This is a genomic window from Spirulina sp. LEGE 11439 (assembly GCF_059821285.1).
On sequence record NZ_JCAMRX010000001.1, the window covers coordinates 253,241 to 278,615 of the forward strand.

Genomic DNA, 25,375 nt, shown 5'->3' on the forward strand with positions numbered 1-25,375 from the left:
TTCTAACCTGCCTAAATTCAATAGCGCATTCCCTCGGTTGTTCCATGCCTCATGGTAGTCGGGTTTAAATTGCAAGGCACGGTCATAGGCGGCGATCGCTTCTTCTAACCTGCCTAAATTCAATAGCGCATTCCCTCGGTTGTTCCATGCCTCATGGAGGTCGGGTTTAAATTGCAAGGCACGGTCATAGGCGGCGATCGCTTCTTCTAACCTTCCTAAATTAAATAGCGCATTCCCTCGGTTGTACCATGCCTGATGGTAGTCGGGTTTAAATTGCAAGGCACGGTCATAGGCGGCGATCGCTTCTTCTAACCTTCCTAAATTAAATAGCGCATTCCCTCGGTTGTACCATGCCTGATGGTAGTCGGGTTTAAATTGCAAGGCACGGTCATAGGCGGCGATCGCTTCTTCTAACCTTCCTAAATTAAATAACTCATTCCCACGCATAAACCATTCGCGATCGGCGTTAGACTCCTCTTTCTCTTCCTCACTCTGCTCAGAATCTCTCCCTGTGTCAGTTCCTTGTAAATATGCGGCAAATTCTCGCACCATCCGTCCCAACTCCTCTCGCGCCACCTCACTCAAACCCTGCAACGCCGCCAGCACTTCCCCCTCGTTCGATTTTCCTTTCACCTCTCCCACATATCCCGCCAACCACTGCACCCACTCCGACTCATTCACCCCGCGACTCTGCATCCATGCTTCTATCTCCTCCCCCGTCGCGCCGCCTTTCATCTTCTCTGTCAGTTCCTCAAACAGGGCGCGATAGTTCGGTTTTTCCGGTTCTGGGGGTTGCGGGGGGTGTTTTTTGAAAGGATTCCACATTGTCCGAGGGGAAGCGAGAAAGGATTTTTTGTTCTATTTTAGTGGAGTTTTGGGAGATTGAGGAAATGCGATCGCGCTACATTTTCAGGAGAAGCGATCGCGTTAATGAGATTGTTCTTCTCATTGTCGATCCGCCAGGGATTGAAAATCCCTGTCTCATATAAAAAATCCATTGAAATGGATTGGGGAGTTTTGCGATCGCTTTTTGTAAGCAGTTTAGGAAATGCGATCGCTTGCTCGCGAAGAAAATAGATTATAAAATACTGGTAATTTGAATAATTTCAATCCAGTTTTGAGGATACTCGTTATGGCGACTGAAACATGGATTATTTATAAAACCGAAGATATGAGTGCAGTTGGTTGGGAGGAAAGAAGATTAATGCCTCGCGATAGTTTAACCAATATTCTCGAAGAAAATTGGAGTGCAGAAGAAAATCCGAATATTCCCCAACCCGGCGATCGCACTCGTGCTTACAAATCCGAACATGGAGATGATTCAATTACTCATGCCAGAGAAGGAGATTGGGTCGTGAATCGCGTCGAACGTTTTGCCAGTTTTGATACAGATATGCGGATTGTCGTCTGTTATTGCAAATACGATCCGATCTCTCCCCAATGGCAAGAAGTTCAACGAGGGATTCCTGCAAATGAACTTTTAGATAAGGCACAAGTGGAATCCTTTTAAATTTTAGGAAATGCGATCGCTTTTTTTAAGAAGTTTAGAAAATGCGATCGCAGTTTTATAGCTCCTCGGGTTCGTTTCCTTCTAGAATTGTCTCAATATCTCGCGAACCATGTATAACGCGAATGATTTCTACGCTTGTTGTCTTGATTTTATAGAAAACGAGATATTTTCTAAATCCTTTTATTGCAATTTGACGAATATTTTGTAAGCGAGGGTGGGAAAATTGACATTGTTTGCCAAGTTGCGGCATATATCCCAGTTGCTTAAATGTTTCTTCCGCGACAAAAAGAAAGCGATCGCTATTGTCAAGATTATTCTCAGCAATATAGGTCGCAATATCGAGAAGATCGCGGATAACCTGCGGATGTTTGCAAATTTCCCTCATATTATTGGCGATCGAGTTTGTTTCGAACTGCTTGTCGAATTTCTGTCCAGTCGCGATCGCTCATTGGGGTTGCATCTCCAGAGTCCAACCCTTCTAATAAAAGAGTTTCAATCTGTTCTTTTGCTTTCTGTTTTTGGTCTTGACGAATCAGATCGCGGACATATTCGCTAATACTTCCATAACCTCCTGCTTTAACTTGCTGTTCGATGTAGTCCCGCATGGTGTCGGGAAGAGAGACATTCATCGTTTTCATGGCACGATTAAATTTGATGATTTTGCTCTATTATGACAATTTATGCCATTTTTTGCCATTAAGAAAAGAGCGATCGCTTTTTGTAAGCAGTTTGGGAAATGCGATCGCATCTGTCCGATCGCACCAAAATCGATCTAAAATAGCAACAGTTTCATGGAAGGATCGAAATGATTCAAAGCCAAACGCAATTGCTTTCTTTTGAGGAATTTTTGGCAGGGTATTCAGAAGATGGCAAGCGGTATGAATTAATTGAAGGAGTAATTGTTGAAATGTCACCAACGGGATCTCACGAAGATTTAAGTGGTTTTCTCGTTGCTGAATTAAACTTTGAGATTCGACGGCACAATTTGCCTTATTCTATTCCCAGAACTTGTATTGTCAAGCCAGATGCGTTGCGATCGGGATATCAACCGGATGTGACAATTTTAAATCGAGAATTGATAGTAGAAGAACCCCTTTGGCAAGGATCGTCCGTGGTGCAGCACGGTCGAACTATTCCTCTTGCGATCGAAGTTGTGAGTACCAATTGGCGAGACGATTACGGTCATAAATTAATTGAATATGAAGCGATGGGAATTGCCGAATATTGGTTAGTAGATTATCGTGCTTTGGGTGCAGTTCGCTATATTGGCAAACCGAAACAGCCGACAATTACAGTTTGTCAACTGATTGAAGGAGAGTATCAAATGCAGCGTTTTATTACAGGTCAAAGGGTGCGATCTCAGATTTTCTCTCAGCTTGAATTAACAACCGATGCTATTTTTCAATCTGCTGAACTGCAAAATTAAGCGATCGCTTTTTGTAAACAGTTTGGGAAATGCGATCGCACTTCCAGAATCTATTCTTCCTCATCAATGCGATCGCTATTCTCCTCCTCGGAATTTTCTGCAACTTTTGGCAACCAAGTTGTTAAATCTGCCACACTCTCAAAATCTAACATCTCCAAACCCAAGGCATCTAACTGCGCGAGAGTGAGTTTAGAGATGCGTGCTTCTACGTCTGATTCGAGTTTGCCAAAACGTCGGGTAAGCTGTGGTAAAAGTAATTCTAGCTTACCTTCTTCGCGACCGCGATCGAGACCCTCTTTGCGGCCGCGATCGAGACCGATCTCGATCCCTTCTTCCATCCAACTTGTGACAATTTGCATGACTTCCTCCTTTTCCTCTGGCCTAATTTTAGCGATTTGTTCGACAAATTGGCGAGTTTCCACTTCATTTAATTTTAAATAACTATCCACAAACCCCGAAATTAATTGCATTCGTGCCGGATCGAGATGTAACGTTGCTAACAACCGCAGACATTCTACTTTAACTCTCGGCCTGTCTTCTGGTGCAATCTTCATTTTTGCCATTAATGCCGATGCAATAGGATTTTTCTGTTCGAGAAAATCGCGCCAGTTGAGGCGATTGAGTTGAATGACGCGATACTGAAATTTCAAAACTTCCAGATCGGGAAAGGCAACTTGATAATAACTTCCAGCCGCTTTTTTAGGGCGATCGTAAGAAAAGATAACAATAGGATAAATAGGCAAATTAAACTTTTCGTGCAATCGTGAAAAATAGCGAAACATCCGTTGATTAAATGTCGTATCGGGAGAGGCTTGATTTTCAGTATGGATCAAAAAATAAGAATCTCGTTCGGCAAAACGAGCCTGCACGAGAATATCAGTTTCATAGCGTTCTCCCATTGTTACATCTGTAAAAACTTCTTTATCTAAAAAGGTGATAGAATCGGGATTGAGATATTCTCGCAGTTTGGGAAAAAATAACTCCACAAAATCTACAAAGAAAATAGTCAATAGTTCTTTAAATAAGCGATCGTGGTCGATATTTTTCTGTTTTTCCATTGTCAAACTCGCGGTGCGGTAAAATTAGGAAGGCGATCGCTATTGTCAAGATTGTTCTCAGCTTTTGCCATTGAGAAAAGAGCGATCGCATTTTTTAAGAGAAGTGGGCTATGCGATCGCTAAAATAATGCTTTATGTTTCTTCCTGCAAAATAGTCTTAGAAACAATGCGAGTTTTCTTGCGATCGCTTTCCGATAATTCTCCTCCTGCTTGTAATTGCGTCGCACTCTTTTGCAGCACGGTAGCCGCACTGCGATCGCCCATTTGCAGCGCCGTTTTAGCAGCAGTTTGTAACATCGTGGCGGCTCCCGTTTTATCCCCTTGTTGGAGTTTGGTTTCAGCGATTTGAGTTTGACGATATTTAGCTAATGAAAGGATAGATTGTTGGACGGTATTATTAGGAGCAGGTTGATAAAGTTGCTGTGCTTGTACCGATACAGGAATATTTTCCGATAAGAGTCCTTCTTTTCCCAATCCCGGATCGTCATAGCGCACCTGTACGCTAACAATTTGATGCTCTCCGGGGGCAAGTTGATTAATATAGAGGTTAGCTAAGACGACCCGCTCTTCCTTCATTAAATCTCCCAAACGCACGCGATAGCGATCGCCTTCTTGTTCGACGGGAAGTTCGATAGTATCAGGAGCAACTTGAGCGATGGGTTTAAGTTCTGCCAGTCTCGTAAGAGAATTAAGATCTAATAATAAGTAAGCATTCGTTAAACCCACCGATTGAATGCGGGTAAAAAGTTTGCCAAACTCATCTAAGGCTTGCTCGGGTTGTTCGATATAAGATAAAGTTCCCCCTGCAGTATCGGCAATTTTTTCGAGAATATCTTGATTCCAATGTGCGCCAAATCCCAAAGTATTAAGGGTAATGCTATATTCTGAAGCTAGTTTGGCCAGTTTCAAACAGCGATCGTTATCTCCGTGTTCGTTTTCGCCGTCAGTGAGGAGAAAAATCTGCGAGGCTCTATCCTCTTTGCCTTTCGAGGCTTCTTCCATCCCCAACTTCATGCCTTCATCGATCGCGGTACCGCCGTCGGGTCTCAGTTTTTCGATGCGTCGTTTGACTTGTGCAATGTTCTCGACGGTTTGATTGGGAATGAGAACTTTAGCGCGATGATCGAAGGTGACGACAGAAAGGCGATCGCTTGGCTTCAGTTTATCCACTAAACTCATCGCTGCTTCTTTCACGGTTTTGAGAGGTTTTCCGTTCATGGAACCGCTATGATCCAACACGAGGCATAAATTAAGCGGTAACGTACTATCTTGTTCTCCCGCTAAAGCCGAGAGGGAAATCGAGAGTTGACGTTGAGAGCTTGCTTGGTTGGCATCGATGTGGGAATCGTTGAGAATGGGGTGCAAACCGACTTTCATGGCACTTAGGACTCTTAGAACTTCACTTTCTTAGGATAGCTTGCTTGCTGTCTGGTTTGGGGGTGGAGGAGGGAATACAGGCGCAAAACTGGCGATCGCATTTTCAGCAATAGAGATTGCGATCGCCACCAATCCAATCCTGAATTAATCTTGAATGTATTCTTCTCCATTAATTAAAGCAATTTCCGCACGCACGAATTCTCGTCCCAAATATAAAGCATGATCTAAATAAGAAAGGGGACAAGGTTTGATTTCTTCGGTAATTTTCATACCAATTTCCTTAGCCGTTCTCCCAGTAAAAATTGCTGTTGGCGTTCTGACAACTTTTCCGCGCACGGGGATGGGTTGGCCAGTTTCAGGATCGACGGCTAACCCTTTTTTATTAATTTCATTGGTGTAATGTTTGGCACAAATAAGCTGATTTTCTCGATCTAAATAAATAATGAAATAACCATCCGGATCGAGTTTGATAAATCGTTTGGAGAGCTTATTATCAATCGCAGCAATTTCTTGTTTTGTTGGGTGATTCATAGCAAAATAGAGCAGAAAATAAAATTGGTCTCAGTGTCAATAACCAATTATTGATTATTTGTTGACGTTTCGTCATAGAAACTGGCGATTGTTGCCACTCCCAACCACCACAGAACAGTCACTTGGGGACGATACCAGACTGTATCGAATAAACCATGAACCAAAAGTCCAACGGTGGAAGCGATCGCAGCCATTAACCAAAAGGCTTGTAAATTACGATTTTCTCGCGATCGTGCCAGTTGTTGCCATCCTTGACTAAAAGTTCCCAAAATTAACCAGAGAAAACTAATAAATCCTACATAGCCAATTTCAGCAATATGTTCTAAAAAGATAGAATAAGACCCGAGAGCATTTTCATATCCAGACTTTGCATAAAGTGGATAAACTTGGGTAAATGCCTTATTTCCAGGGCCAATTCCCACAACAGGATACTCTTTAATCATCTTAAAGACAGCTTCCCAAACATTAATACGATAATTGTTGCTACTGTCTCCCCGTCCAGCAAAAATACTGGTTACTCGCAGGCGCAAAGGTTCGACAAAAACAACAGCAGTGATAATTAAAGCCGCGCCAATTCCTATCATTAAGGGAACGAACCAAATACGCCAAAATGCAGGTAAATATTTTGCCCACCAATACCGTAGTAAAAGTGCAAAAACAATAAAAAGTGCCATCATGGCAATCCAGCCACCGCGACTATCTGTATAAAATAGACAGGCTGTATTCATTAAAAACATGATTGCTGCCAAGATTTTCGGCAACCAACGCTTCCAGAGGAAAAAAGCAGCTAAACTCAAAGCGACTGCGGGAATGAGATAGCTGGCTAAAAGATTGGGATTTCCCAAATAACTATAAACGCGAGTATCTTGGGCGAGTTGTGAAGTCGGGTCATTCCATGTGGCGAGTTGTTCGACTCCTTTAAATTCTTGGCGAATGCCGTAGCCGCTTACTATTAAAGAAACATGGAGAAACACGGTCATTACCCAATTGCGGAGACGCGGCGATCGCAATACTCGTGCGGCTAAAAAGAATAACAATAATAACAGGCTAAATTTAACAAATCCTGAAAATGCCGCTTTTTTGACCGGCGAAAATGCCGTGGAAATCGCAGAAATCCCCCAATAAATGCAGACCCAGAGGTGAATGGGGGTCATGCCGACTTTGAAGTTATCCGCAAGGGTTAATAATGCCCAAAATGCACCGCAAGCAAAGAGTAATAAACCGATCAGTGAAGTTGAAACAAATGGTGCGACGGCAAGGATAATACAGATGAGAATTGCTGCGATCGCTTCTCCCCATTGTAAGAGAAAACTACTATCTTGCCATCGTCCCAAAAGTCCGACCCATCGATATAAATAACTACTACTGCGCCAATGAGAAAGAGGAATATCAAAAATCATGTTATGGGTTATGGGTTATGGGCTAATTACTACTGATTACTCGTTATTCTTTATTTTGTTGCATAATTTGATGGGTGACTGCTTGAAGGATTACCATTGGATCTTCGGAATCAACACCCATTTGTTGTGCGATCGCTTGTCGAAAATTGGCATCTTCTTTTAATTTCGCATGTAGTTCTTCCAAGGTAAAAACAACCGATTCCGGCTGAGAAGTGGTTGTATTGGCAGCCAGATCGGGACCGTCGTATTCCCAAACTTCCTCTTGCGGAGTTTGCCGCAATAATTGTTGGGAAATTGCCAGTGAAGCCGCGCCAATTTCCATAATTCCGGGTAAATGTTGTGTCTGTCTGGCCAGTAAATCAAGCCGTCTTGCCAATTCGCGATCGCTTGGGGAAGAATTGACCGCTTTCTGTCCAAATTTTATTAACCAATTCACCCATTGAGTTAGGGTAATGCGATCTTGAGTTTGCTCGAAAAATTGTTTGACGCGAGAGGCTTGCCAACCATGAGCAACGCCTTCTAAAACTTGATTAAAAAGAAATTCATAGTCGTTCTCATTCAAGACTGGAGAAGGATCATTTTGAGGCGGATTATTAGTAGGAGAATCTTCTTGAGGAGAAGCGATCGCTTCTAATTTTGGCAATTCGGGACGAGGAGAAAATATCCCCACTAAATTTTTTAACCATTGCCATAATTTTTTAAACATATTTAGACGATTGCTATTAACTGGTGACTGGTGACTGGTGACTGGTGACTGGTGACTGATGACTGATTAATACGATTCTTCTTCCGTATATTCCATCAGAGATGAGAGGGAATGACGCTTACGGAGATCGAGTTGTTCGAGGAGATTGCCATCGCGTTCGGGAAAATCTAAGGGAGTGGTTGCTTCTGGGGGCAATACTGTCACTCTGGGTTGCGTTTCGGCGATAATGGGAGTTTGATAGGGAGTTGCCCCGAACTGAGTCTGAAATCGCGCCATACTGGTAGAGGTTAACTCTTGTGAGGTTGAGGTGGGTTGCAAGCGCTCGATCGCATTTTGAGAAGAGCTAAAAGATTTTAAAACTAAGGTCACAAAAAATGAACCGACCGAACAACTGAGAGCGATCGCGCCAATTAACCAAAGAGGCAAAAACATTTTCGGTTTTGGCGCAGGGAGGTTGTTTTCCTGAAACGATCGCGCTTCTGGATATCCTTGGGGATCGCGCCATTCTTCAAATTCTCGATCGTCTCTACCTGTGCGGGAATCTTGTCTCAATGAATCTTGTTTCAATGAGGGGGAAATATTGAGAGAATCTTGGGGAGCAAACAGCCGACCGTGGAGAAGTCCAACGGTAACACCGACTGTAACAGAAAGGGCAATCGTCCAAAGTCCGCCCCAAAGAAGAATGGGATAGCGGGTAATCCAAGAGATAGGGGAATGAGTTGAGGAGCGATCGCTTCCTCGATCCGATTCGTACATGAGCCGAGTTGCTGATACTTTTGAGTCATGGCAGCATTACTATCATACCAATGAAGGCGTGGACAATTGAAGATAGCGAAAAGCTCTATCAAATTCAGGGCTGGGGACATCCGTATTTTTCGATCGATGTTGCGGGGCGTATTTTGGTTTCCCCTCATGGCGATCGCGGGGGATCGCTAGATCTTTACGCATTAGTGAGATCCCTGCGCCAGCGTCAGATCGAGTTACCGTTACTGATTCGTTTTCCCGATATTCTGGCCGATCGCATCGCTCGTTTAAATACTTGTTTCGCTCGAGCGATCGCTCGCTATCACTATCCAAATGTTTATCGCGGCGTTTATCCCATTAAATGCAATCAACATCGCCATTTAGTTGAGGCGGTTGTTGAGTTTGGCAAACCCTATCAATTTGGTTTAGAAGTGGGGTCTAAACCCGAATTAGCGATCGCTTTAGCGACCTTAGAAACCTCGCAAAATTCTCAAAATGACGATCGAGTCCCTTTGCTAATTTGTAACGGTTATAAAGACCGAGAATATATGGAAATGGCGTTATTGGCGACGCGGTTGGGGCATCGTTCTATTCTTGTTATCGAACAGATGGAAGAGTTGGCGATCGCGATCGAGATGAGTCAATCTTTGGGCATTCAGCCGATCTTGGGCATTCGAGCCAAGTTGGGGACGAAAGGCTCGGGACATTGGGGAAATTCTACGGGCGATCGGGCAAAATTTGGTTTGAGCGTGCCGCAAATTTTGGCAGCGATCGCTCAATTAACCGCAGCAAAAATGTTACCTTGCTTGCAATTATTACACTTTCATATCGGCTCGCAAATTTCCGCGATCGGCACGATTAAAGATGCCATTCGCGAAGCCAGTCAAATTTATGGGGAGTTGGTCAAATTGGGCGCAAATATGCAATATCTCGATGTAGGTGGAGGGTTAGCCGTCGATTACAATGGCTCGAAAACTAACTGCTCTGCTTCTAAAAACTACAATATGCAGAACTATGCTAATGATATCGTGGCAGAAGTGAAAGAAGCCTGTGAAGAACGCAATATTCCTGCTCCAATTCTTGTTAGTGAAAGTGGCAGAGCGATCGCGGCTCATCAAGGGGTTTTAATCTTTGATGTTCTCGGTACCAGTCAAGCCATTAACCGAGATGGTTCTGAAGTAAAAATATTACAGCCGATCGCAGAGAAAGAAAATCTCATCCTTCGCAATCTTTGGGAAACTTACACTGCAATTTCTCCCGATAATTATCAGGAATCCTATCACGATGCTATTCAATTTAAAAACGAAGCGATTAGTTTATTTAATTTTGGCTATTTGAGTTTAGAAGAACGCGCAAAAGCTGAAGAAATGTATTGGCAATGCTGTTGCAAAATCCTTGCAATTACTCGCGATCGCGATTATGTTCCCGATGACTTAGCCGATTTAGAGAAAAATATGGCATCAATTTATTATGCCAATCTCTCAATTTTTCAGTCCGCTCCCGATGCGTGGGCGATCGAACAGTTATTTCCGATTATGCCTATTCATCGGTTAACAGAAGAACCAACAGAACGAGGAATTTTTGCCGATTTAACTTGCGATAGCGATGGTAAGCTCAGTCGTTTTATCGATCGGCACGAAGGTAAGGAGATTTTAGAATTACATCCCCTCAAAACCATTAAAGAGCAAAATAAAATTGAACCTTATTATCTGGGGATGTTTTTAGTAGGGGCATATCAAGAAATTATGGGAAATTTACATAATTTATTTGGCGATACTCATGTCGTTCATATCAAAATGACTCCTAAAGGCTATCAAATCGAACATATTGTCAAAGGCGATACGCTAGTCGATGTTCTCAATTATGCTCAATATAATGCCGAAAATCTTGTAGAAAAAATTCGCCGTCGTACCGAACAAGCAATCCAAGATAATCAAATTACTTTAGAAGAATCTCAACGTCTATTAAGAAATTATCAATCTAGTTTAAATAGCTATACTTACTTAAACACGGAAATAGATTATTTCAGCGAACAGTGAAAAGTTGGCGCGATCGCATTGGCTCGATCTGAGCATGAACTTTATTGGCAGATTTCTTTCTCAATTTGCCAAAATTAGAGGATTTTAAAGTGAAAAAAATAGAGGAAGATATTACAATATCTTCCTCTCTCACAATAATCTGGCAATGCTGAATTAGGAAACAGCAGAAAAATAAACTTTCGACTTTTGCGGATCGGGAACCATCGTTTTGTCCCCTTCTTGCCATCCCGCCGGACAAACCTCATCAGGGTGAGATTGCACGTATTGAATGGCTTTTAAGGTTCGCAGGGTTTCATCAACGCTGCGCCCAAAGGAAAGATTATTAACAGTTGCATGTTGGATAACACCGTCTTTATCGATGATAAAGAGTCCGCGCAAAGCAACCCCAGCATCGGGATCGAGGACATTATACGCCGTGCTGATTTCTTTTTTGATATCAGAGACGAGAGGATAAGTAATATCGCCGATTCCACCTTCCTTGCGATCGGTTTGAATCCAAGCAAGGTGAGAAAATTCGCTATCGACGGAAACTCCGAGAACTTCTGTATCGATCTTGCTAAATTCCTCGTAGCGATCGCTAAATGCCGTGATTTCTGTGGGGCAAACAAAAGTGAAGTCTAAGGGATAAAAGAAGAGAACAACGTATTTACCGCGATAGTCAGAGAGTTTCAGGGTTTTGAATTCTTGATCGAAAACGGCTGTAGCTGTAAACTCTGGAGCGGGTTGACCGACTCTGAGACATCCTTCCATGATGAACACTCCTTAACCTAAAAGATGACAATTTTTCAGTAACGCAAATCAATTTGCATGGGAATTGTCCCACACTGCTCAATTTAAGCAAACTTTAAGAACCGTTACAAGGTAATTCGGACTCGTAATGATTTTGAGTAGAGAGGCAAGATTCTTGAGAGGTGCGATCGCTTTAGGACATAATGATAAGGACATAAGGAAGTGCGATCGCTTTAGAATAGAAGTTCATTGCTCTTCAATCTTAGAGGACTAAACCCAGAGAGATTCAGCGAAATGTCGAGATTATCGATTTTTATTGGAGGATAAACCAATGACGCAAACAATTAGCAAAGAAACAATTATTTTAGTTAGAAAACAGAGACAAATATGGCAATCGTTATCGCAATAAATCCGAATCCGAATTGGTAAAATTGCAAGTAGCACCTTTTGAATTCAAGAAAAACAATGCAGATTACTTTAAATCCAGAACAAACTCGAGTGCTGGAACTCTTATCTCGGAATGGCGGCTATGCTTCGATGGAGGAGGCGATCGATACTGCTTTAGTGCTTTTAGCTGATGCAGTTTCTGAGCAAGATGCTGAAGAAAGTCCGAAATATTTAGCATGGCTAGAACAAACTCGATTGAAGATTGAGGAAGGATTAGCACAGTCAAAACGCGGTGAGGTTTTAGATGGAAAAGAAGTTATTGCGCGATTGCGGAATAGGGTGCGATCGCAACGAGATTCGCAAACAGGGGCGCAAGTATGAGCCGTTTTATTATTACGGTTATTGATGAATGTTAAGAAAATAAATCGGTAATTAAATTGTCCTTCTTATTTCGATCCGCCAAGGATTGAAAATCCCTTCTTACTTGGTTGTATAAGCTGAGGAAACCTCAGCATCCCCCAAGCGCTGTCTCATACACAAAATCCATTGAAATGGATTGGGGAATTTCATCTTGTAATTTTGTATGAATCGCTGAAAGAAAGCATACGATAAAGCCAGAGTCCTCTTTGAGAGGACTTTTTGTATGAGACAGGGAATTCTATTCCCTGTTGGATCGCGATACATACCGTTGAATTAAAATTGAAAGCGATCGAACAAAGCTGTTAATTAATGCTCAAAACCCGATAAGTGTAAAAAAACTGGTGACTGAATAAAGATGTTTGCGTGAAAATTGACCTCAAAATTAAACTTGACAAATACCTGAAGTCGTTATATCTTACAGGTTACAAGTCTCTGTGCGAGAGAAGAGATCCACAAACTCCAAGTCCCCACCCCGCCCACATCCAACACCCCACCCGGCAGGTGGGCATGAGAAGCATTTTTTAAGTCAAAAGTCAAGTCATAATAGCTCAACCATTTCCCCTTTTTTCTCCAACCAACGCGATCGCCGAATTTTCTCCAGACTTCTGGATTATACTGCCTCGTTCCGCCCAATTCTTGATAAACTTTTTTCTGGACGCTAAAGCCAAATTTACCCTTGCTGTAATGCACCCAAAGACGATTGATCGTGCGTAAATCTTCGCAAGGAAAGCGATCGATATCCTCTGTTCTCAACCATCCTTCTTTTGTCCGATCTGCTGCTTGAAGCATCACTTGCCACGTTTCTTGGTCAGCCTCTTTCCACTGTCCTGCTGCGAGAAGGTCTCGAAGTTTTGTATAGTCAACCCTTTTCTCGCTTTTGAGTTCGATTTCTGGTTTTGATGCCTTTGTTTTTAAAATTTGAATTGGCGCACCCTTTTTCTTTGGAGATAGTATAGGTCTTGGTTTAGGTTGATGTGGCAGTTTAGGCATTGAAATAGAAGAAGAACCGTGCAATTTACCCAGAGCATCAACGATCTCAAAATCGCCTCCTTTTGCTACTAAATTAGCATGAATCAATAACTCTTTAGCTTCCTCCTTTTTACCTTTAAAACATTTTCTGTAAGCCAGATTCTTCAGAGACTCCACATCATTTTTGCCCGCTTCCCCAAAGAGAACGAAATCTCTTTTATAAGTCGGTTCTACCCTCGCGAGAGGATGCTGATTCGGACTGAGCTTGGGAACTTCTCCCATTAGACAATTTTCTAATTCTGCCACCGTCAAACAGTGATTTTGTTTCTTTGTTATCTCCAAAGATTGCAAGAGAACGTGAGTAAAAGCCCCTCGTTCGATCGCTTTAATCTCCAAAGATTTCTCCTTAGCACGACAGGAATAAAAGGCGATAATTCCCTGATAATCTTCCGTTGCAATTTCTCCTCCCTTGCTTCCATCTTCCACATTGCGGCAGGCATCGATAAACATCACCACATTTCCCGCACCCCAATTCCGCAACCGTTCCGTAATGTAACTCACAGAAAGCGCCGTTTTTTCCAATCGTCGCGGGTTGCTATCCGACAGCATCAAATAATCCCCTGCTGCCCCTCGATTTCCGTGTCCCGAAAAGAAAAACCAGAGATTATCCGCACTCGTCAAAAGCGGCCTCTCAAACTGTACATCAAAAAAAGTATCTAAATGACCGAAAGTAGGACTCGTGGGAATAGGTGGATCGGTGGCAATGGGTGGCGAGTCGTCGGTAAACAAAAACAGCCCTTCCCGGTCAAAATCCCCCTCCTTCAACAGCCATCGAGACATTGCCTCCGCGTCTGTCTTAGCAAAGTTGAGAGGTTCTAAATAACTGTATTTGTTAATGCCGATCGCGATCGCCCAATTCTTGCCCATGTTCTAACTCTCTTTACGCTTAAAAGTGAGCTTGATTTCCGTCGCACCCCCGACTTTACCCCCTGCCAAACCCCAAAAACCGACCTCTCCTTCCCCATTCACCGCCACAGAAAACTCAATTTGGTCGAGTTGTATACTCGGTTTTACCTCCTTTTCATCCTCTGTTGAGACAATTTGAGCCTGTTGTTCCGCTTGTGCGAACAAATCCCCAACCACCCCGAAAAATTGATTGAGATTCTCTTGCAGTTTGCGAATTGTCACCGGAACTTTACCGATCGCTTTAGTTTCCTTCTCTTGCTTGCCACCTCCCAAAACACCCCCTTGAAAACCGCCCCCGGATTTCTCCCCTTCAGATGGTGTAGTGGTTGGCGTTGCAGTCATCATCCAGAGGGAGGGTTCGGAATTGGGTGATAAATCTGACATAGGTTTCTCTTGTGACTTAAATTTTTGACTGGGCGGCTAACTCGAATTTTCTTGCTGCCCTTTTTCATGTTACCAAGGGCATTGCTGATTCTATTTTTGTTGTAATCCTCTTAATATAATGCGATCGCACTCCCACAACTGCCAGAATTCCAGAGACCTTCAGACAATCTAACAGGATTTTCACCGCTTCTGAATTCACGTTAAATTGAGAACTGTAATCAAAAGCACTAAATCGTCATGTTGCCCAAACTCTTAACAAAACTCAAACCCCTTTTAAAAACCTTATTCGCCAGCGTTTTAATTTTGATATTAACCTTTGCCCATAGCGATGCAGCCTTTGCTCGTCGCAGTGGCGGACGTATTGGCGGCGGCTCTTTCCGCACTCCTTCTCGTTCCTATTCTGCCCCCAGTCGCAGCTATTCTTCACCCCGAGGTCGCGGCTATTCTCGCTCCCCGGGTTTCGGTTTCGGCTTTCCGTTTCTCATTCCCTTCTTTGGATTTGGCGGCGGTGGCAGTTTATTTACCCTCCTCATTATCATTGCTTTGGGGAGTTTTATGGTCAGGACTCTGAGCAATAGTGGCATCAGTTTGGCAGGTAATAGCGATGGTGCATCTCGCAATGCCAAAGTTTCCGTCGGGAAAGTACAGGTCGGTTTGCTCGCCGAAGCCCGTAACCTGAAAGCAGACCTCGATCGCCTCGGACGCAGTGCCGATACCGGAACCAATGCCGGACGCGCTAAAGTCTTACAAGAAGTGAGTTTGGCCTTATTGCGCCATCCTGAATATTGGGTTTACGGCTCCACAGTTTCCCAAACCGCAGCACGAGAAACCGCCGAGGCAAAATTCAATCAATTGGCTCTCTCAGAACGGAGTAAATTCAGCGCCGAAACCCTCTCTAACGTCGATCGCCAAGTGCAAAACAAGGATACGATCTCGGCAGCCGTTGCAGATCTCGCCCAACAAATTCGCGCAGAAGCCGGAGAATATATTATCGTGACGCTTTTGGTGGGTGTAGAAGGAAAACTGGAACTCCCCAAAATTAATGGGACCGAAGACTTAACTCAATCCTTGCGTACCATTGGTGGCGTTGGTAGCGATCGCCTCCTCGCCCTCGAAATTCTCTGGACTCCCCAAGCCGAAGGCGACACCCTCAGCACCGACGACATTCTCGCCGAATACCCCGATCTCAAACTGGTTTAAGCAGCGATCGCCGTTAACAGTTATGAAAGTTAAATCTTAAATTCGGTAATAACATCATGAGGTTGATGGCGGAAAACAGGCAAGATGCCTGTTCCACAAATTACCGATTTATTTCCTTAACTTCCATAACTGGTGACTGGTGTACGGACGTTGCATGCAACGTCCCTACTGATAACTGATAACTGATAACTGAATTACGCTTCATTACTCAAGACTTTGGTAAAAATCCGCTTGAGTTGTGCCGTACAGTAGGCAGGAGGACGGAATATCCCTTTAATTTGGTTCAATCCGTCCTCAAAAAAACGGAAAGCCGATCGCTCTTCCGTTTTATCTTGATAGACCAAAGGTTGATTGCTCTTTTCTAGCACCTGCATCCAGAGGTTGAGGGTTGTGGGTAATTTACGACTGAACCGCATGGCAATATCTGGCGTTGAAAGGGATTGAACGTAGGCTGCGGAAAGAAAAGGACGATGAATAATGGCGCGATCGCTCAATTGATTGACCCAAGCCAAACTCAAACCTCGAACGAGTTTCCGCACAGGTTCTGCTTCTATCCCCATTAATTCCTGTACGACGCTACTTTGCGCGACAGCACTATCCAAATTTCCCGGATCGGTAATACTCATGTGAGTTGCCCCGATCGCGGTGACAAAATATTTTTCTCCAGACAGCCGATTAAAGGGATGCAGTTGATGATCCAACGGCGGTGTCACGGCATCTTTACTACTGCTCCCGATTAATACAGGAGTTTGCACCTTGGCCAGTCCCGTATCGCCGAAGAGCTTGCCTACTAAGGGATTAAAAGCCATTATGCCCACAACGCGATCGTCTCGCAATTGAAGCTTGCTGTAGGGCAATTCTGCCGCCGAACATTGCAACCAATCTGCGGGGGAGCGTCCTAACGGGGTGCGATGTTGGCAAAAAGAGCGCAATTCTCGTAAGTCTAACTCTGCTCCCGCCAAGGCGAGGGCGGTATATCCGCCTAGAGAGTGACCGATAACCATTACCTGTTGCGTATCGAACTTATTGCCCAAATAGCCCCTATTTTGCTCCAAGCGTGCCAATTCATTGAGGACAAAACTCACATCCTTGGGGCGATCGAGAAATTCTTCGGCGGGTAAAACATCTGTCGGGTTAAAGTCAAGGGTTAAACCGGATAAGGCTTCAATGTTGCTTCCGGGATGTTCGAGGGCAATGGTGCTAAAGCCGTGGGATGCTAAATGATGCGCGACATAGGCTAAAAAGCGGCGATCGGCAGCAAAACCGTGGGAGAGAATCACCAGAGGACCGCGCGTTTCTCGGGCGTAATACAAATCTACGGGGATGCGGCGATCGCGATCGCGATCGTTGAGAATGAGCGATCGCCGGCGAACTCGTTCCGAACCGGGTTGAGTCGGGTCGAAACTGGGAACGAAGGCGGCAACCTCCTCGGGGGCAATGGCGAGTTCTCGCTTTAAAACGGGACTTAAAGCCTGACTTTGTAAGTTAGACGCGTTGAGTTGCAAGGCAATCTTCACCGCCGCACTGGCATCAATAACGAGAGTTTCTTGAGGATAGGCGCGTAAAAAGCCCGTGACGCTGACCCCATCAACTTGTTGCAGGGTTAAATATAATGCGGCTCTCAATTCGACAACGCTACTGTTGGGAATTGCTTTCTGGAGTTCTTCCATCAACCATTTGCCATCGGGGGTATTGAGGAGTTCGTCGAGAAAGGAATCGACAATTTCTGGGTCGATATTCAAGCGACTGGCTAAAATATTTTGCAACTGAGGGGTGAGAAGGACTGATAAAAATTGCAAAGATTCGGGAATTTGTCCCGTATCGACAAAATTTTCAATCTCTTCGACTTCAATGGTTTTTTCGAGGGGTCCAAAGCGCAACAGCAGGCGATCGGCGGCTATTCCGGGGATCGCCGCGATTCCCCAGATCGCGATCGCCCAACCGAGGGAATGAATAATGTTGAATTTTCCGCGTAACCCAAATGAGAAATCTTGAATGCCAGTGCAGGAAGTTTGAGCCTTGTGAGGCTGGAAGCAAGGAACGATTTTGGTCATCATTCTGTATATCTGTCGCGATCGCTACGGGGTACTTTGAGGGCATCTCATTACTGATATGAGTATGACCGATAAAGTTTCCCAATAGTCAATTGTAGCCTCGGAATTTCTCGAATGTGGTATTTATCAATGCAATTGTTGAATACAGTCTGGGTTCGGGCCAACTTTTCCACACTTCGAAGACTGGCGATCGCACATTTTAGATATTCAAACGCTGAAATACCCGATCTAAGTTTTGCAAATGGTGTTGGGGATCGAAACAAGCGGCAATTTCGACTGAGGACAAATGTTGGGAAATTGTGGCATTTTCGTCTACGAGTTGGCGGAAATTTCCCTCGGGAACGTTCCAAGCAGTATGGGCGCAAGACTGAACCACGGCATACGCTTCTTCTCGTGCCATCCCTTTATCAACGAGGGCTAAAAGTACGCGCTGGCTGAAAATAACCCCCCCGTAAACATTCATATTTCGCTGCATATTGTCGGGGTAAACCAAAAGATTTTTGACTAAATTGGTAATATCCCTGAGCATAAAATGGACTAAAATACAACTGTCTGGCAGGATGACTCGTTCCACGGAACTGTGAGAAATATCTCGTTCGTGCCACAAGGCGACATTTTCTAAGGCCGCGATCGCATTTCCTCGTAAAATTCGCGCCATTCCCGTCAGTCGTTCCGATTTAATTGGGTTGCGTTTGTGAGGCATGGCTGACGAGCCTTTCTGTCCCTTAGAAAAATACTCTTCCACTTCCAGCACATCAGTACGCTGCAAATTGCGGATTTCCACCGCAAAGCGTTCGATGGAAGCGGCAAGGAGGGCAAGTTGTTGTAGGAATTCTGCATGGCGATCGCGGGAAATCACTTGGGTAGAAGCACAATCAGGGGTCAGTTGCAATTTTTGACAGGCGATCGCTTCAATACGCGGATCCACATTGGCATAGGTTCCCACGGCACCGGAAACTTTTCCGACGGCGATATCCTCTCGCAAGCGCACGAGGCGATCGCGGTTTCTCAGCATCTCTGCTAACCATCCTGCTAATTTAAACCCAAACGTAATCGGTTCTGCATGGATGCCGTGAGAACGCCCCACCATGATCGTCTGGCGGTGCTGTTGTGCCTGATAGCGCAAGGCTTGGATGAATTCTTCAACTTTCTCGAGAATAAGCCCCAAACTGGATACCATTTGCAGGGCTAAGCCTGTATCTAATACATCGGAACTGGTTAAACCAACATGAATGTAACGTCCGGCATCTCCCACATATTCGTTAACATTCGTGAGAAAAGCAATGACATCGTGACGCACTTCCGCTTCAATTTCTAAGACGCGATCGCAATCAAAATTGGCTTTAGTTTTAATTTCTTCGACGGCTTCTACGGGAATATAGCCCAATTCTGCTTGGGCTTCGCAAACGGCAATTTCCACTTGCAGCCACATTTGCATTTTGTAGGTATCCGTCCAAAATTTGCCCATTTCAGGCAGAGTATAGCGTTCTATCATTATCTAATCCCAAGCAGGCGATCGCGCAGATGGCGGTTCGCCCTAAAATTACAATACAGCCTCGCTAGTATACCATCATTGAGAAGCGAGAATTGCTTTTTCTCGTTCTAAAATTTGGCGAAATTCAGCATCGATAAACGGTAAATATAAACTGCATTCAATCAACCCATATAAATAAGGACAATAACCGGGAGAAGGAACATTTTCTAATAGTTCTTGAAAGAGCGGAATAATATCCTTTGTTGCTTCTTCAACTTCTAAAGCAAGCTGCATTAAAGCAATAATTGCCGCTTCTGCTGTCCAATCCATCGGACCCCGTGCAAGGTCGAATAAAACTTTCTTTCTGAGAGAATTTTGCCACCCTTCATCGAGATAGGCGATCGTCAAAGCTGCTGCAACTTGAAGGCGATGCAGCCATATCCAGAAGGGAATATCTGGGGGATTTTGAGGAGGATGAACCATGATACCCAAGAAAGAGTCGAGGTGTTCTTTGCCTAAAGAAATTGCAATTTGGCGGGCATTTTGACACCAATGACTTAAATGATAAGGTTGCACGGCTAAAGCAGCGATCGCATTGGCAACATCTTCTTGTGGAGGATTAACATTAGGATAAGGATCGCTCCCTTCATAGCGCCACAAAAGATAGTCAACAGGAATACGAGGCTGGCGCGGATCGGGATTTTGTAGCGCTATAATCTTGACAGTTATCTTTTCTAATGCAAATTTTTCTCGCGCGTACCATTGCAATGCCAAGCGCGAACTCGGCGCTTCTAGGGAAGTTAATGTTAAGGCTTCTAGAGCGCCTTTTTCGGGATTGTCTGCACAAGCAAGGAGAATATTTATGGTTGCATCATTTGGCTCGGGCAAATAACCGAGATAAGGAGAAGTTAAGAATTCAAGGTGATTATATAAATTTGCTGCATTAACATTATCGGGGCATTCGCTGACATAAATTTGTAAGTGCTCTTTCCAAATGAGATCCTGTTGTTGAAAAAATTGATAATAAAGAAAATAAGGTTTTGCCCAAGGGTGTTCTGGTTCGCGATCGAGAACTTTTTGATAATAAGTAACGCCCTTGGCAAATTGGCCCGTATCGCAAAACAGATCTGCTAAATCGAGGAGAGCGCTGAGATCGTTCGCATCGTACTCGATCGCCTTTTGATAGGCGACGATCGCGCGATCGCTCTCCTCTCGGCTGCGATAAACTAACGCCAAACTCACCGCCGTTTTCCAACAAGGAAGCATCTTATAATTATCTCGAGCCAGTTCTAAGGCTTCTTCTAAATAACCCAATTTCCGCAATAAGGCAATATGGGAAAAAGCCAGCATTTCATCGTCCGGGATAACCTGACGCAACTGAGAGAGAGTAACAAGAATGCGATCGAGAGGTTCGCGAAAATTTTCGTTTTCAATGCGATCGCCCGGAAACTTTGCCAGCAAAGTTTGCAAAAAAAGTGTGCGAGTTTCTGATGTTAGAGAAGTCGCCACTTCGGGAAGGGAAAGCCAATCGGCAACCCAAGGTAAATAAATCGGTTCTGGGAGAACTTGCAACACCTGAGAGAGCCAATAAATCGCTTCGTTATAATGACTGCGATAGGCTAAAATATAAGCTCGCACCGCCAACAATGCAAAATAAATATCTTGTTTAATGGGAACGAGTTGAAAAGGGTCTTCTGCTCTTGCGATAATTTGCTGCAGGAGAGCGAGCCAATCAGAATTTTGCGGCTCGGTACTCAAAGCAGAACTGAGATGAAAAATCGCTCTTTTCAGTTGCCCTTTTTTCAGAGCCACTCGAGTGCTTTTAACATTCTCTTCTGGGGTTAACTCAGTTTGAGATAAGGGTTGCTGCTCCACATTCATTGGACGAAATTCATTGGACGAATGATAAATCCCGAAAGAAAAAACGTCTATACTTTAGCAAATACTCGAAAAAGGAAACTCTTATTGTTGAACAATTTGTTTTGCGTTTAGCGTGATGTATCCTGAAGCATTTCGGGAATTTGCAAAACTTGTTCCCATAAGTCTCTCGGACCGATCCCGAAAATGAGTTGTAAGATAAGAACGATCGCAGCAATTGAAAGCGCTGTTTTAATGCTGACTTTGACAATTTTAATCAACCACGTGAATATTAACCATGTTACAATAACAGCAGCAATGAGAATAATAAAATCGAGAGGCATGATTGACTTTTAACTTTCTTTCAGTATAGCATCACACGCATCCATTCAGACATTTGCTTCAGATTAAAAGCAAAAAGCAGAGAAAGATCGAAGGGCTTCTTGTAATATTCTTGAAGCACAGAAAGGATGGATTGGAATCAAGTCAAATCTGAAGATATTCTGTAGTGAATGCCCCCGCTCATTATCTTTCGGATAGATAATTAGCTCTCACTCTCCTATAACATAGAGAGACCCGATAAAAATAAGGGTTTAGGGGGCGATCGCCGCGATAGGATTCGGTCAGAATAAACGAGCAAGTTTTAACATGCTAGAGCGATCGCGATCGATAGAGAATATGAACGGTCGCAACTTTAGCATAGTTTTTCATTAACATGAACTCGAATATAATGCCAAGATTAAATCAAGAGAAGGGAAACCCGACCTTGAAGGCTGTAGTCCGATATTAAGGGTGCAACGTTTTCTGAGACTGCACGACCTTCTGTTCCTTACATCCCGGTAACCGACCATGAAAGTTATGAACATCAACGTCAAGACAGTTGGCGATATCACCGTCGTCGAACTGATCGGGGAAGTCGATGCCAATACCGCGCCCGAGGTACAGCAGCAAGTCTTACCTCTAGCACTTCCCCAAAGTAAAATTCTGCTCAACATGAGCGAAGTTCCCTATATGTCCAGTGCGGGACTGCGAATGTTACTGTCTCTCTACCGACAAGCCAGCGCCAAAGACGGCCAATTGGTTCTCGTCGGGTTAGCGCAAGAAATCTACCGCACGATGTCCGTTACTGGGTTTTTAAACTTTTTTACCACCTGCGAAACCCAAGAGATCGGGTTGGAACTTTTACGCTAGAAGGAGAAAATAGGATCGCCCCCCCGATCGCGATGCCAGCATGACAGAGGACGAAAGACAATCCGAACTTCACCGAGAACTGCGACGACTGCGGCAGCAAGTGGCCGAAATGGCTATGGAAAAAGCCGCTTTTGAGGCACAACGCAAATTACTCGAAGGATTTATCGCGATCGCTCGTTCCCCTTCTCAAACCGAATTACTCCCTCAATTCCTCCGGCAAACCCTAGACATTTCCGCAGAAATGACTGGAGCAGAAAAAGGCAGTCTCTTCCTCATCGACTCCTCGGGTCAAATCCAAGATGCCATTCTCACTCGCGAGGATGCCGATCCCGACGGACGATTTCGCATTTATCAAAATATTCTCGATAAAGGTTTGGCCGGGTGGGTTTGCCAACACCGTAAAATTGGCTTGATCGCAGATACGCGGGAGGACGAGCGTTGGCTACAATTTCCCCAACAGCCTTATGTGGCGCGATCGGCGCTGGGCATCCCCATTCTCAGGCGAGACGGACTGTTTGGCCTGTTAACCCTCTTGCACTCCCAACCCAATCATTTTGGCTTTGATGAGGTCAGCCTCATGCAAGCGATGGGGGATCAACTGGGGATGGTTTTAGAAAATGCCCAACTGTACGGCCAATTGCAGCATTACACTGATACCTTAAACGCAGAACTCGAAAAAGGACGCAATATTCAAATTAACTTTCTGCCCGAGCGCATTCCGCAATGGCCGGGATGGGAAATTTCTGCCTTTTTTCAACCCGCGCGTCAAATGTCTGGAGATTTTTACGATATTTTTGCCTTACCGGGAGAACAGGCCGGTTTAATTATTGCCGATGTTTGCGATAAAGGGGTCGGGGCTGCCTTATTTATGGGCTTATTCCGCAGTTTAATTCGCATTTTCTCCGGACAAACCAGTTTAGAAGGATTGAGCTTTCGCAGCGACTTAACAGCCAGTTTATTTGTAGAACCGACAGAGTTCGACGATGATGGCCTGCCCCTATCGGGCAATTTTGGCGAATCCGCAAGCCCCGCCCATCTTAACGCCCTCAGAGCCATTCGCCTCACCAATGACTATATTGCTATCAATCATGGAGATTTGGGAATGTTTGCCACTCTCTTTTTTGGTGTTCTAGACCCCGATCTGGGAACGCTAACCTATATTAATTGCGGTCACGAACCCCCCTTAATTCTCGATCGCGAGGGCAATGTCTGTGAAGAACTCAAAGCAACGGGGCCGGCTTTGGGCATCCTACCGGGGATGACGTATCGCGTGCGCCAAACCTATTTAGATTTCGGTGAGGTCTTGTTGGGATATACCGATGGCATTACCGAAGCGCGGGCCGCCGACGATCGCTTTTTTTCTTACAAAAGATTGCAAGCGGTTTTCCAAGCGGGCATATCCTCCGCACAGGGTTTACTCCAAGACATTGCCAATCGCGTTATGGAACACGCGATCGGTGCCGAACAGTTTGACGACATGACCGCAATTGCAGTGCGTCGCAAGGAGAGAGAATGAAAACATTAACCGTTACGGGAACCTTGGATGCCCTCGAAGCGATCGCCTGCTATGTTAAAGCGGCGGCGGACAGTGCGGGACTCGATCGCCAAGCAGCCTATAATTTACGGCTGGCGGTGGATGAAGTGACGACGAATATTATCGTTCACGGTTATGGAGAAGCGGGACTCGAGGGACAATTACATCTTGTCGCTTGTATTGAGGAAGGATGTCTGACCATTTGCGTCGAGGATACGGGCATGACGTACAATCCCCAACACATCCAAGCCCTCGCCCTGCAATCCGTAGAGCAACCCCCCGAACTGCGGCCGATCGGCGGTTTGGGGATCTTTTTGGCCATGGAAAGCGTCGATCGCTTTGCTTACGAACGAGTAAATGGGTTCAACCGCACAATTTTGAGCATGGATCTGGCCTCAAAAGCTACCAAGGAGAGCCAATTAAGGTAAACCCCGACCAGTAATGACGATTGATACGGGAGACAAGCCAGAAATGGTTCGATGCACCTTTTTTCTCCTCAGAACGCTTATTGAACGAAAGAGTCGGCGGTAACGCGATTGAGGGGTTGCGAACTGACAAATTCAACATGAGCAAATTGGCCGAGATCGACAGATTCTAAGAATTCTTGCCAATCTCGAGCGATCGCGCTATTGTCTGGGTTGGCACGACGTTGGCGAGCCAAATAAGCTAAGGCTTCTTGCCAAATTCCGGCGGTGGCGTAATCGTGGTGATCTTGACTTTGTGCAACCTGTCTGGCACGGTCGCTATTGTCAGCGAGGCGTTCGATCCAGCCATCGGCATAAGGGTAGCCCGTTGCGGCTAACGGATCGGCACTGCGATCGCAGATCAGAGAAACAACCCAATAGTAACGACTGCCTTCTTGAAGGGCGTACCCTTCCTCTTGGGGCAAGCTGACGCTCATAATCCCCTCGGTTTCCGGGACAGCCAAACGAGTTTGGTAAATGGGATTGCCGTTCTCATCGCTCAAAGCGAATTCAATTTCTTGTGCCGTTGTTTCCGGAACGTACCAGAAAAACTCGGGATGGGGCTGTACCGTTAAGGACATGACCACTTGATTGCTTGCCAACTTGAGGTTTTCTGGCGTTAATACCGTCAATTTGCCAGCACTGGCAGATTTGGTCTGGTTATTGACAGCCGGACAACCCCGGGTACCGCCCCCTGCCGTAGATTCGGGAGCTCCGTGATCGGGCAGATTGTTGGGGTTAAAGGGCGCGGCGATCGTGCTTCTGACTCCGCCAACTACGGTTACGGTTGCAGTTGCCAAAACAGTCAAGACAGCCAGTGTTTTTGCGAGATAAGTCTTCATGGATGGACTCCATCTAGATAGATATACCTTAAATTTAGCAGAAATGAGAAAAAAACCTGCCAGACAAATCTACTAAGTTTGCTAATTTTTTCCGGAAGAATTTAAGATGAAAA

At 44.7% G+C, this 25,375-nt stretch carries 26 protein-coding genes; 8 read left to right on the forward strand and 18 right to left on the reverse strand.

Annotated features, from left to right (window positions below):
- Together AC6RV6_RS00940 and AC6RV6_RS00945 are read right to left on the reverse strand one after the other, a co-directional pair.
- The coding region (locus AC6RV6_RS00940) for a tetratricopeptide repeat protein (RefSeq protein ID WP_500238172.1) at positions 1-825 on the reverse strand (825 nt) is incomplete at its 3' end.
- Between the two features lie 38 nt (positions 826-863).
- Positions 864-998: a hypothetical protein gene (locus tag AC6RV6_RS00945; protein ID WP_500238173.1), complete on the reverse strand. Its 135-nt coding sequence runs from the start codon at positions 996-998 to the stop codon at positions 864-866.
- 134 nt (positions 999-1,132) lie between these two features.
- On the opposite strand from AC6RV6_RS00945, the gene AC6RV6_RS00950 reads away from it, so the two are divergent.
- A complete protein-coding gene (locus AC6RV6_RS00950; RefSeq protein ID WP_500238176.1) occupies positions 1,133-1,510 on the forward strand; it encodes a hypothetical protein in 378 nt (125 codons plus the stop codon).
- A 55-nt stretch (positions 1,511-1,565) separates the two neighbouring features.
- On the opposite strand, the gene AC6RV6_RS00955 is transcribed toward AC6RV6_RS00950, so the two are convergent.
- Both AC6RV6_RS00955 and AC6RV6_RS00960 read right to left on the reverse strand, forming a co-directional pair.
- Positions 1,566-1,895, reverse strand: coding sequence for a type II toxin-antitoxin system RelE/ParE family toxin (locus AC6RV6_RS00955; RefSeq protein WP_500238178.1), 330 nt, complete (start codon positions 1,893-1,895; stop codon positions 1,566-1,568).
- 1 nt (position 1,896) lies between these two features.
- Positions 1,897-2,148 carry a type II toxin-antitoxin system ParD family antitoxin gene (locus tag AC6RV6_RS00960; RefSeq protein WP_500238180.1) on the reverse strand — a complete coding sequence of 84 codons (252 nt, stop codon included), beginning with the start codon at positions 2,146-2,148 and terminating at the stop codon, positions 1,897-1,899.
- A gap of 167 nt (positions 2,149-2,315) precedes the next feature.
- Between AC6RV6_RS00960 and AC6RV6_RS00965 the strand changes: the two genes are divergently transcribed.
- A complete protein-coding gene (locus AC6RV6_RS00965) occupies positions 2,316-2,936 on the forward strand; it encodes a Uma2 family endonuclease (RefSeq protein WP_500238182.1) in 621 nt (206 codons plus the stop codon).
- A gap of 50 nt (positions 2,937-2,986) precedes the next feature.
- Here AC6RV6_RS00965 and AC6RV6_RS00970 read toward each other — a convergent pair whose 3' ends face one another.
- The 6 genes from AC6RV6_RS00970 to AC6RV6_RS00995 all read right to left on the reverse strand — a co-directional run bounded on the left by AC6RV6_RS00970 (position 2,987) and on the right by AC6RV6_RS00995 (position 8,764).
- Positions 2,987-3,994, reverse strand: coding sequence for an Rpn family recombination-promoting nuclease/putative transposase (locus AC6RV6_RS00970; protein WP_500238184.1), 1,008 nt, complete (start codon positions 3,992-3,994; stop codon positions 2,987-2,989).
- Between the two features lie 132 nt (positions 3,995-4,126).
- Positions 4,127-5,371: a vWA domain-containing protein gene (locus tag AC6RV6_RS00975; protein ID WP_500238186.1), complete on the reverse strand. Its 1,245-nt coding sequence runs from the start codon at positions 5,369-5,371 to the stop codon at positions 4,127-4,129.
- 144 nt (positions 5,372-5,515) lie between these two features.
- A complete protein-coding gene (locus AC6RV6_RS00980) occupies positions 5,516-5,902 on the reverse strand; it encodes a DUF4346 domain-containing protein (RefSeq protein WP_500238187.1) in 387 nt (128 codons plus the stop codon).
- Between the two features lie 47 nt (positions 5,903-5,949).
- Positions 5,950-7,302: an IctB family putative bicarbonate transporter gene (locus tag AC6RV6_RS00985; RefSeq protein ID WP_500238190.1), complete on the reverse strand. Its 1,353-nt coding sequence runs from the start codon at positions 7,300-7,302 to the stop codon at positions 5,950-5,952.
- A 43-nt stretch (positions 7,303-7,345) separates the two neighbouring features.
- On the reverse strand, positions 7,346-8,008 hold the full coding sequence (locus tag AC6RV6_RS00990; RefSeq protein ID WP_500238192.1) for a hypothetical protein: 663 nt from the start codon (positions 8,006-8,008) through the stop codon (positions 7,346-7,348).
- 66 nt (positions 8,009-8,074) lie between these two features.
- Positions 8,075-8,764, reverse strand: coding sequence for a hypothetical protein (locus AC6RV6_RS00995; RefSeq protein WP_500238194.1), 690 nt, complete (start codon positions 8,762-8,764; stop codon positions 8,075-8,077).
- Positions 8,765-8,772: 8 nt separating this feature from the next.
- Between AC6RV6_RS00995 and speA the strand changes: the two genes are divergently transcribed.
- Positions 8,773-10,791 (forward strand): biosynthetic arginine decarboxylase, encoded by a 2,019-nt coding sequence (gene speA / locus AC6RV6_RS01000; RefSeq protein ID WP_500238196.1) that lies wholly within the window; start codon positions 8,773-8,775, stop codon positions 10,789-10,791.
- A 153-nt stretch (positions 10,792-10,944) separates the two neighbouring features.
- Here speA and AC6RV6_RS01005 read toward each other — a convergent pair whose 3' ends face one another.
- Complete coding sequence (locus AC6RV6_RS01005) at positions 10,945-11,541, reverse strand: peroxiredoxin (RefSeq protein ID WP_500238198.1); 597 nt, start codon at positions 11,539-11,541, stop codon at positions 10,945-10,947.
- A gap of 444 nt (positions 11,542-11,985) precedes the next feature.
- Between AC6RV6_RS01005 and AC6RV6_RS01010 the strand changes: the two genes are divergently transcribed.
- Positions 11,986-12,288 (forward strand): ribbon-helix-helix domain-containing protein, encoded by a 303-nt coding sequence (locus AC6RV6_RS01010; RefSeq protein ID WP_500238200.1) that lies wholly within the window; start codon positions 11,986-11,988, stop codon positions 12,286-12,288.
- A 447-nt stretch (positions 12,289-12,735) separates the two neighbouring features.
- On the opposite strand, the gene AC6RV6_RS01015 is transcribed toward AC6RV6_RS01010, so the two are convergent.
- Together AC6RV6_RS01015 and AC6RV6_RS01020 are read right to left on the reverse strand one after the other, a co-directional pair.
- Complete coding sequence (locus AC6RV6_RS01015; protein WP_500238202.1) at positions 12,736-14,223, reverse strand: GUN4 domain-containing protein; 1,488 nt, start codon at positions 14,221-14,223, stop codon at positions 12,736-12,738.
- 3 nt (positions 14,224-14,226) lie between these two features.
- On the reverse strand, positions 14,227-14,646 hold the full coding sequence (locus tag AC6RV6_RS01020; protein ID WP_500238204.1) for a Pepco domain-containing protein: 420 nt from the start codon (positions 14,644-14,646) through the stop codon (positions 14,227-14,229).
- A gap of 237 nt (positions 14,647-14,883) precedes the next feature.
- On the opposite strand from AC6RV6_RS01020, the gene AC6RV6_RS01025 reads away from it, so the two are divergent.
- On the forward strand, positions 14,884-15,846 hold the full coding sequence (locus AC6RV6_RS01025; RefSeq protein ID WP_500238205.1) for a DUF1517 domain-containing protein: 963 nt from the start codon (positions 14,884-14,886) through the stop codon (positions 15,844-15,846).
- Positions 15,847-16,040: 194 nt separating this feature from the next.
- Here AC6RV6_RS01025 and AC6RV6_RS01030 read toward each other — a convergent pair whose 3' ends face one another.
- The 4 genes from AC6RV6_RS01030 to AC6RV6_RS01045 all read right to left on the reverse strand — a co-directional run bounded on the left by AC6RV6_RS01030 (position 16,041) and on the right by AC6RV6_RS01045 (position 21,575).
- The gene (locus tag AC6RV6_RS01030) at positions 16,041-17,903 is read right to left on the reverse strand and encodes an alpha/beta hydrolase (RefSeq protein ID WP_500238207.1); all 1,863 of its coding nucleotides are present in this window, start codon (positions 17,901-17,903) and stop codon (positions 16,041-16,043) included.
- Positions 17,904-18,099: 196 nt separating this feature from the next.
- Positions 18,100-19,395 (reverse strand): adenylosuccinate lyase, encoded by a 1,296-nt coding sequence (gene purB / locus AC6RV6_RS01035; RefSeq protein ID WP_500238210.1) that lies wholly within the window; start codon positions 19,393-19,395, stop codon positions 18,100-18,102.
- Positions 19,396-19,470: 75 nt separating this feature from the next.
- A complete protein-coding gene (locus tag AC6RV6_RS01040) occupies positions 19,471-21,255 on the reverse strand; it encodes a tetratricopeptide repeat protein (RefSeq protein WP_500238211.1) in 1,785 nt (594 codons plus the stop codon).
- A 107-nt stretch (positions 21,256-21,362) separates the two neighbouring features.
- On the reverse strand, positions 21,363-21,575 hold the full coding sequence (locus AC6RV6_RS01045) for a hypothetical protein (protein ID WP_500238213.1): 213 nt from the start codon (positions 21,573-21,575) through the stop codon (positions 21,363-21,365).
- Positions 21,576-22,089: 514 nt separating this feature from the next.
- On the opposite strand from AC6RV6_RS01045, the gene AC6RV6_RS01050 reads away from it, so the two are divergent.
- From AC6RV6_RS01050 to AC6RV6_RS01060, 3 genes are read left to right on the forward strand one after another with little or no spacing between them, the layout of a single operon-like run.
- Positions 22,090-22,422, forward strand: a complete 333-nt coding sequence (locus AC6RV6_RS01050; RefSeq protein ID WP_204105416.1) for an anti-sigma factor antagonist — start codon at positions 22,090-22,092, stop codon at positions 22,420-22,422.
- A gap of 40 nt (positions 22,423-22,462) precedes the next feature.
- Positions 22,463-23,938 carry a PP2C family protein-serine/threonine phosphatase gene (locus tag AC6RV6_RS01055; protein WP_500238215.1) on the forward strand — a complete coding sequence of 492 codons (1,476 nt, stop codon included), beginning with the start codon at positions 22,463-22,465 and terminating at the stop codon, positions 23,936-23,938.
- Complete coding sequence (locus tag AC6RV6_RS01060; RefSeq protein WP_500238217.1) at positions 23,935-24,384, forward strand: ATP-binding protein; 450 nt, start codon at positions 23,935-23,937, stop codon at positions 24,382-24,384. Before AC6RV6_RS01055 ends, AC6RV6_RS01060 begins: the two co-directional genes overlap by 4 nt.
- Before the next feature lie 77 nt (positions 24,385-24,461).
- Here the strand turns inward: AC6RV6_RS01060 and AC6RV6_RS01065 are convergent, their stop codons facing one another.
- On the reverse strand, positions 24,462-25,262 hold the full coding sequence (locus AC6RV6_RS01065) for a DUF928 domain-containing protein (protein ID WP_500238219.1): 801 nt from the start codon (positions 25,260-25,262) through the stop codon (positions 24,462-24,464).
- Between the last annotated feature and the right edge of the window lie 113 nt (positions 25,263-25,375).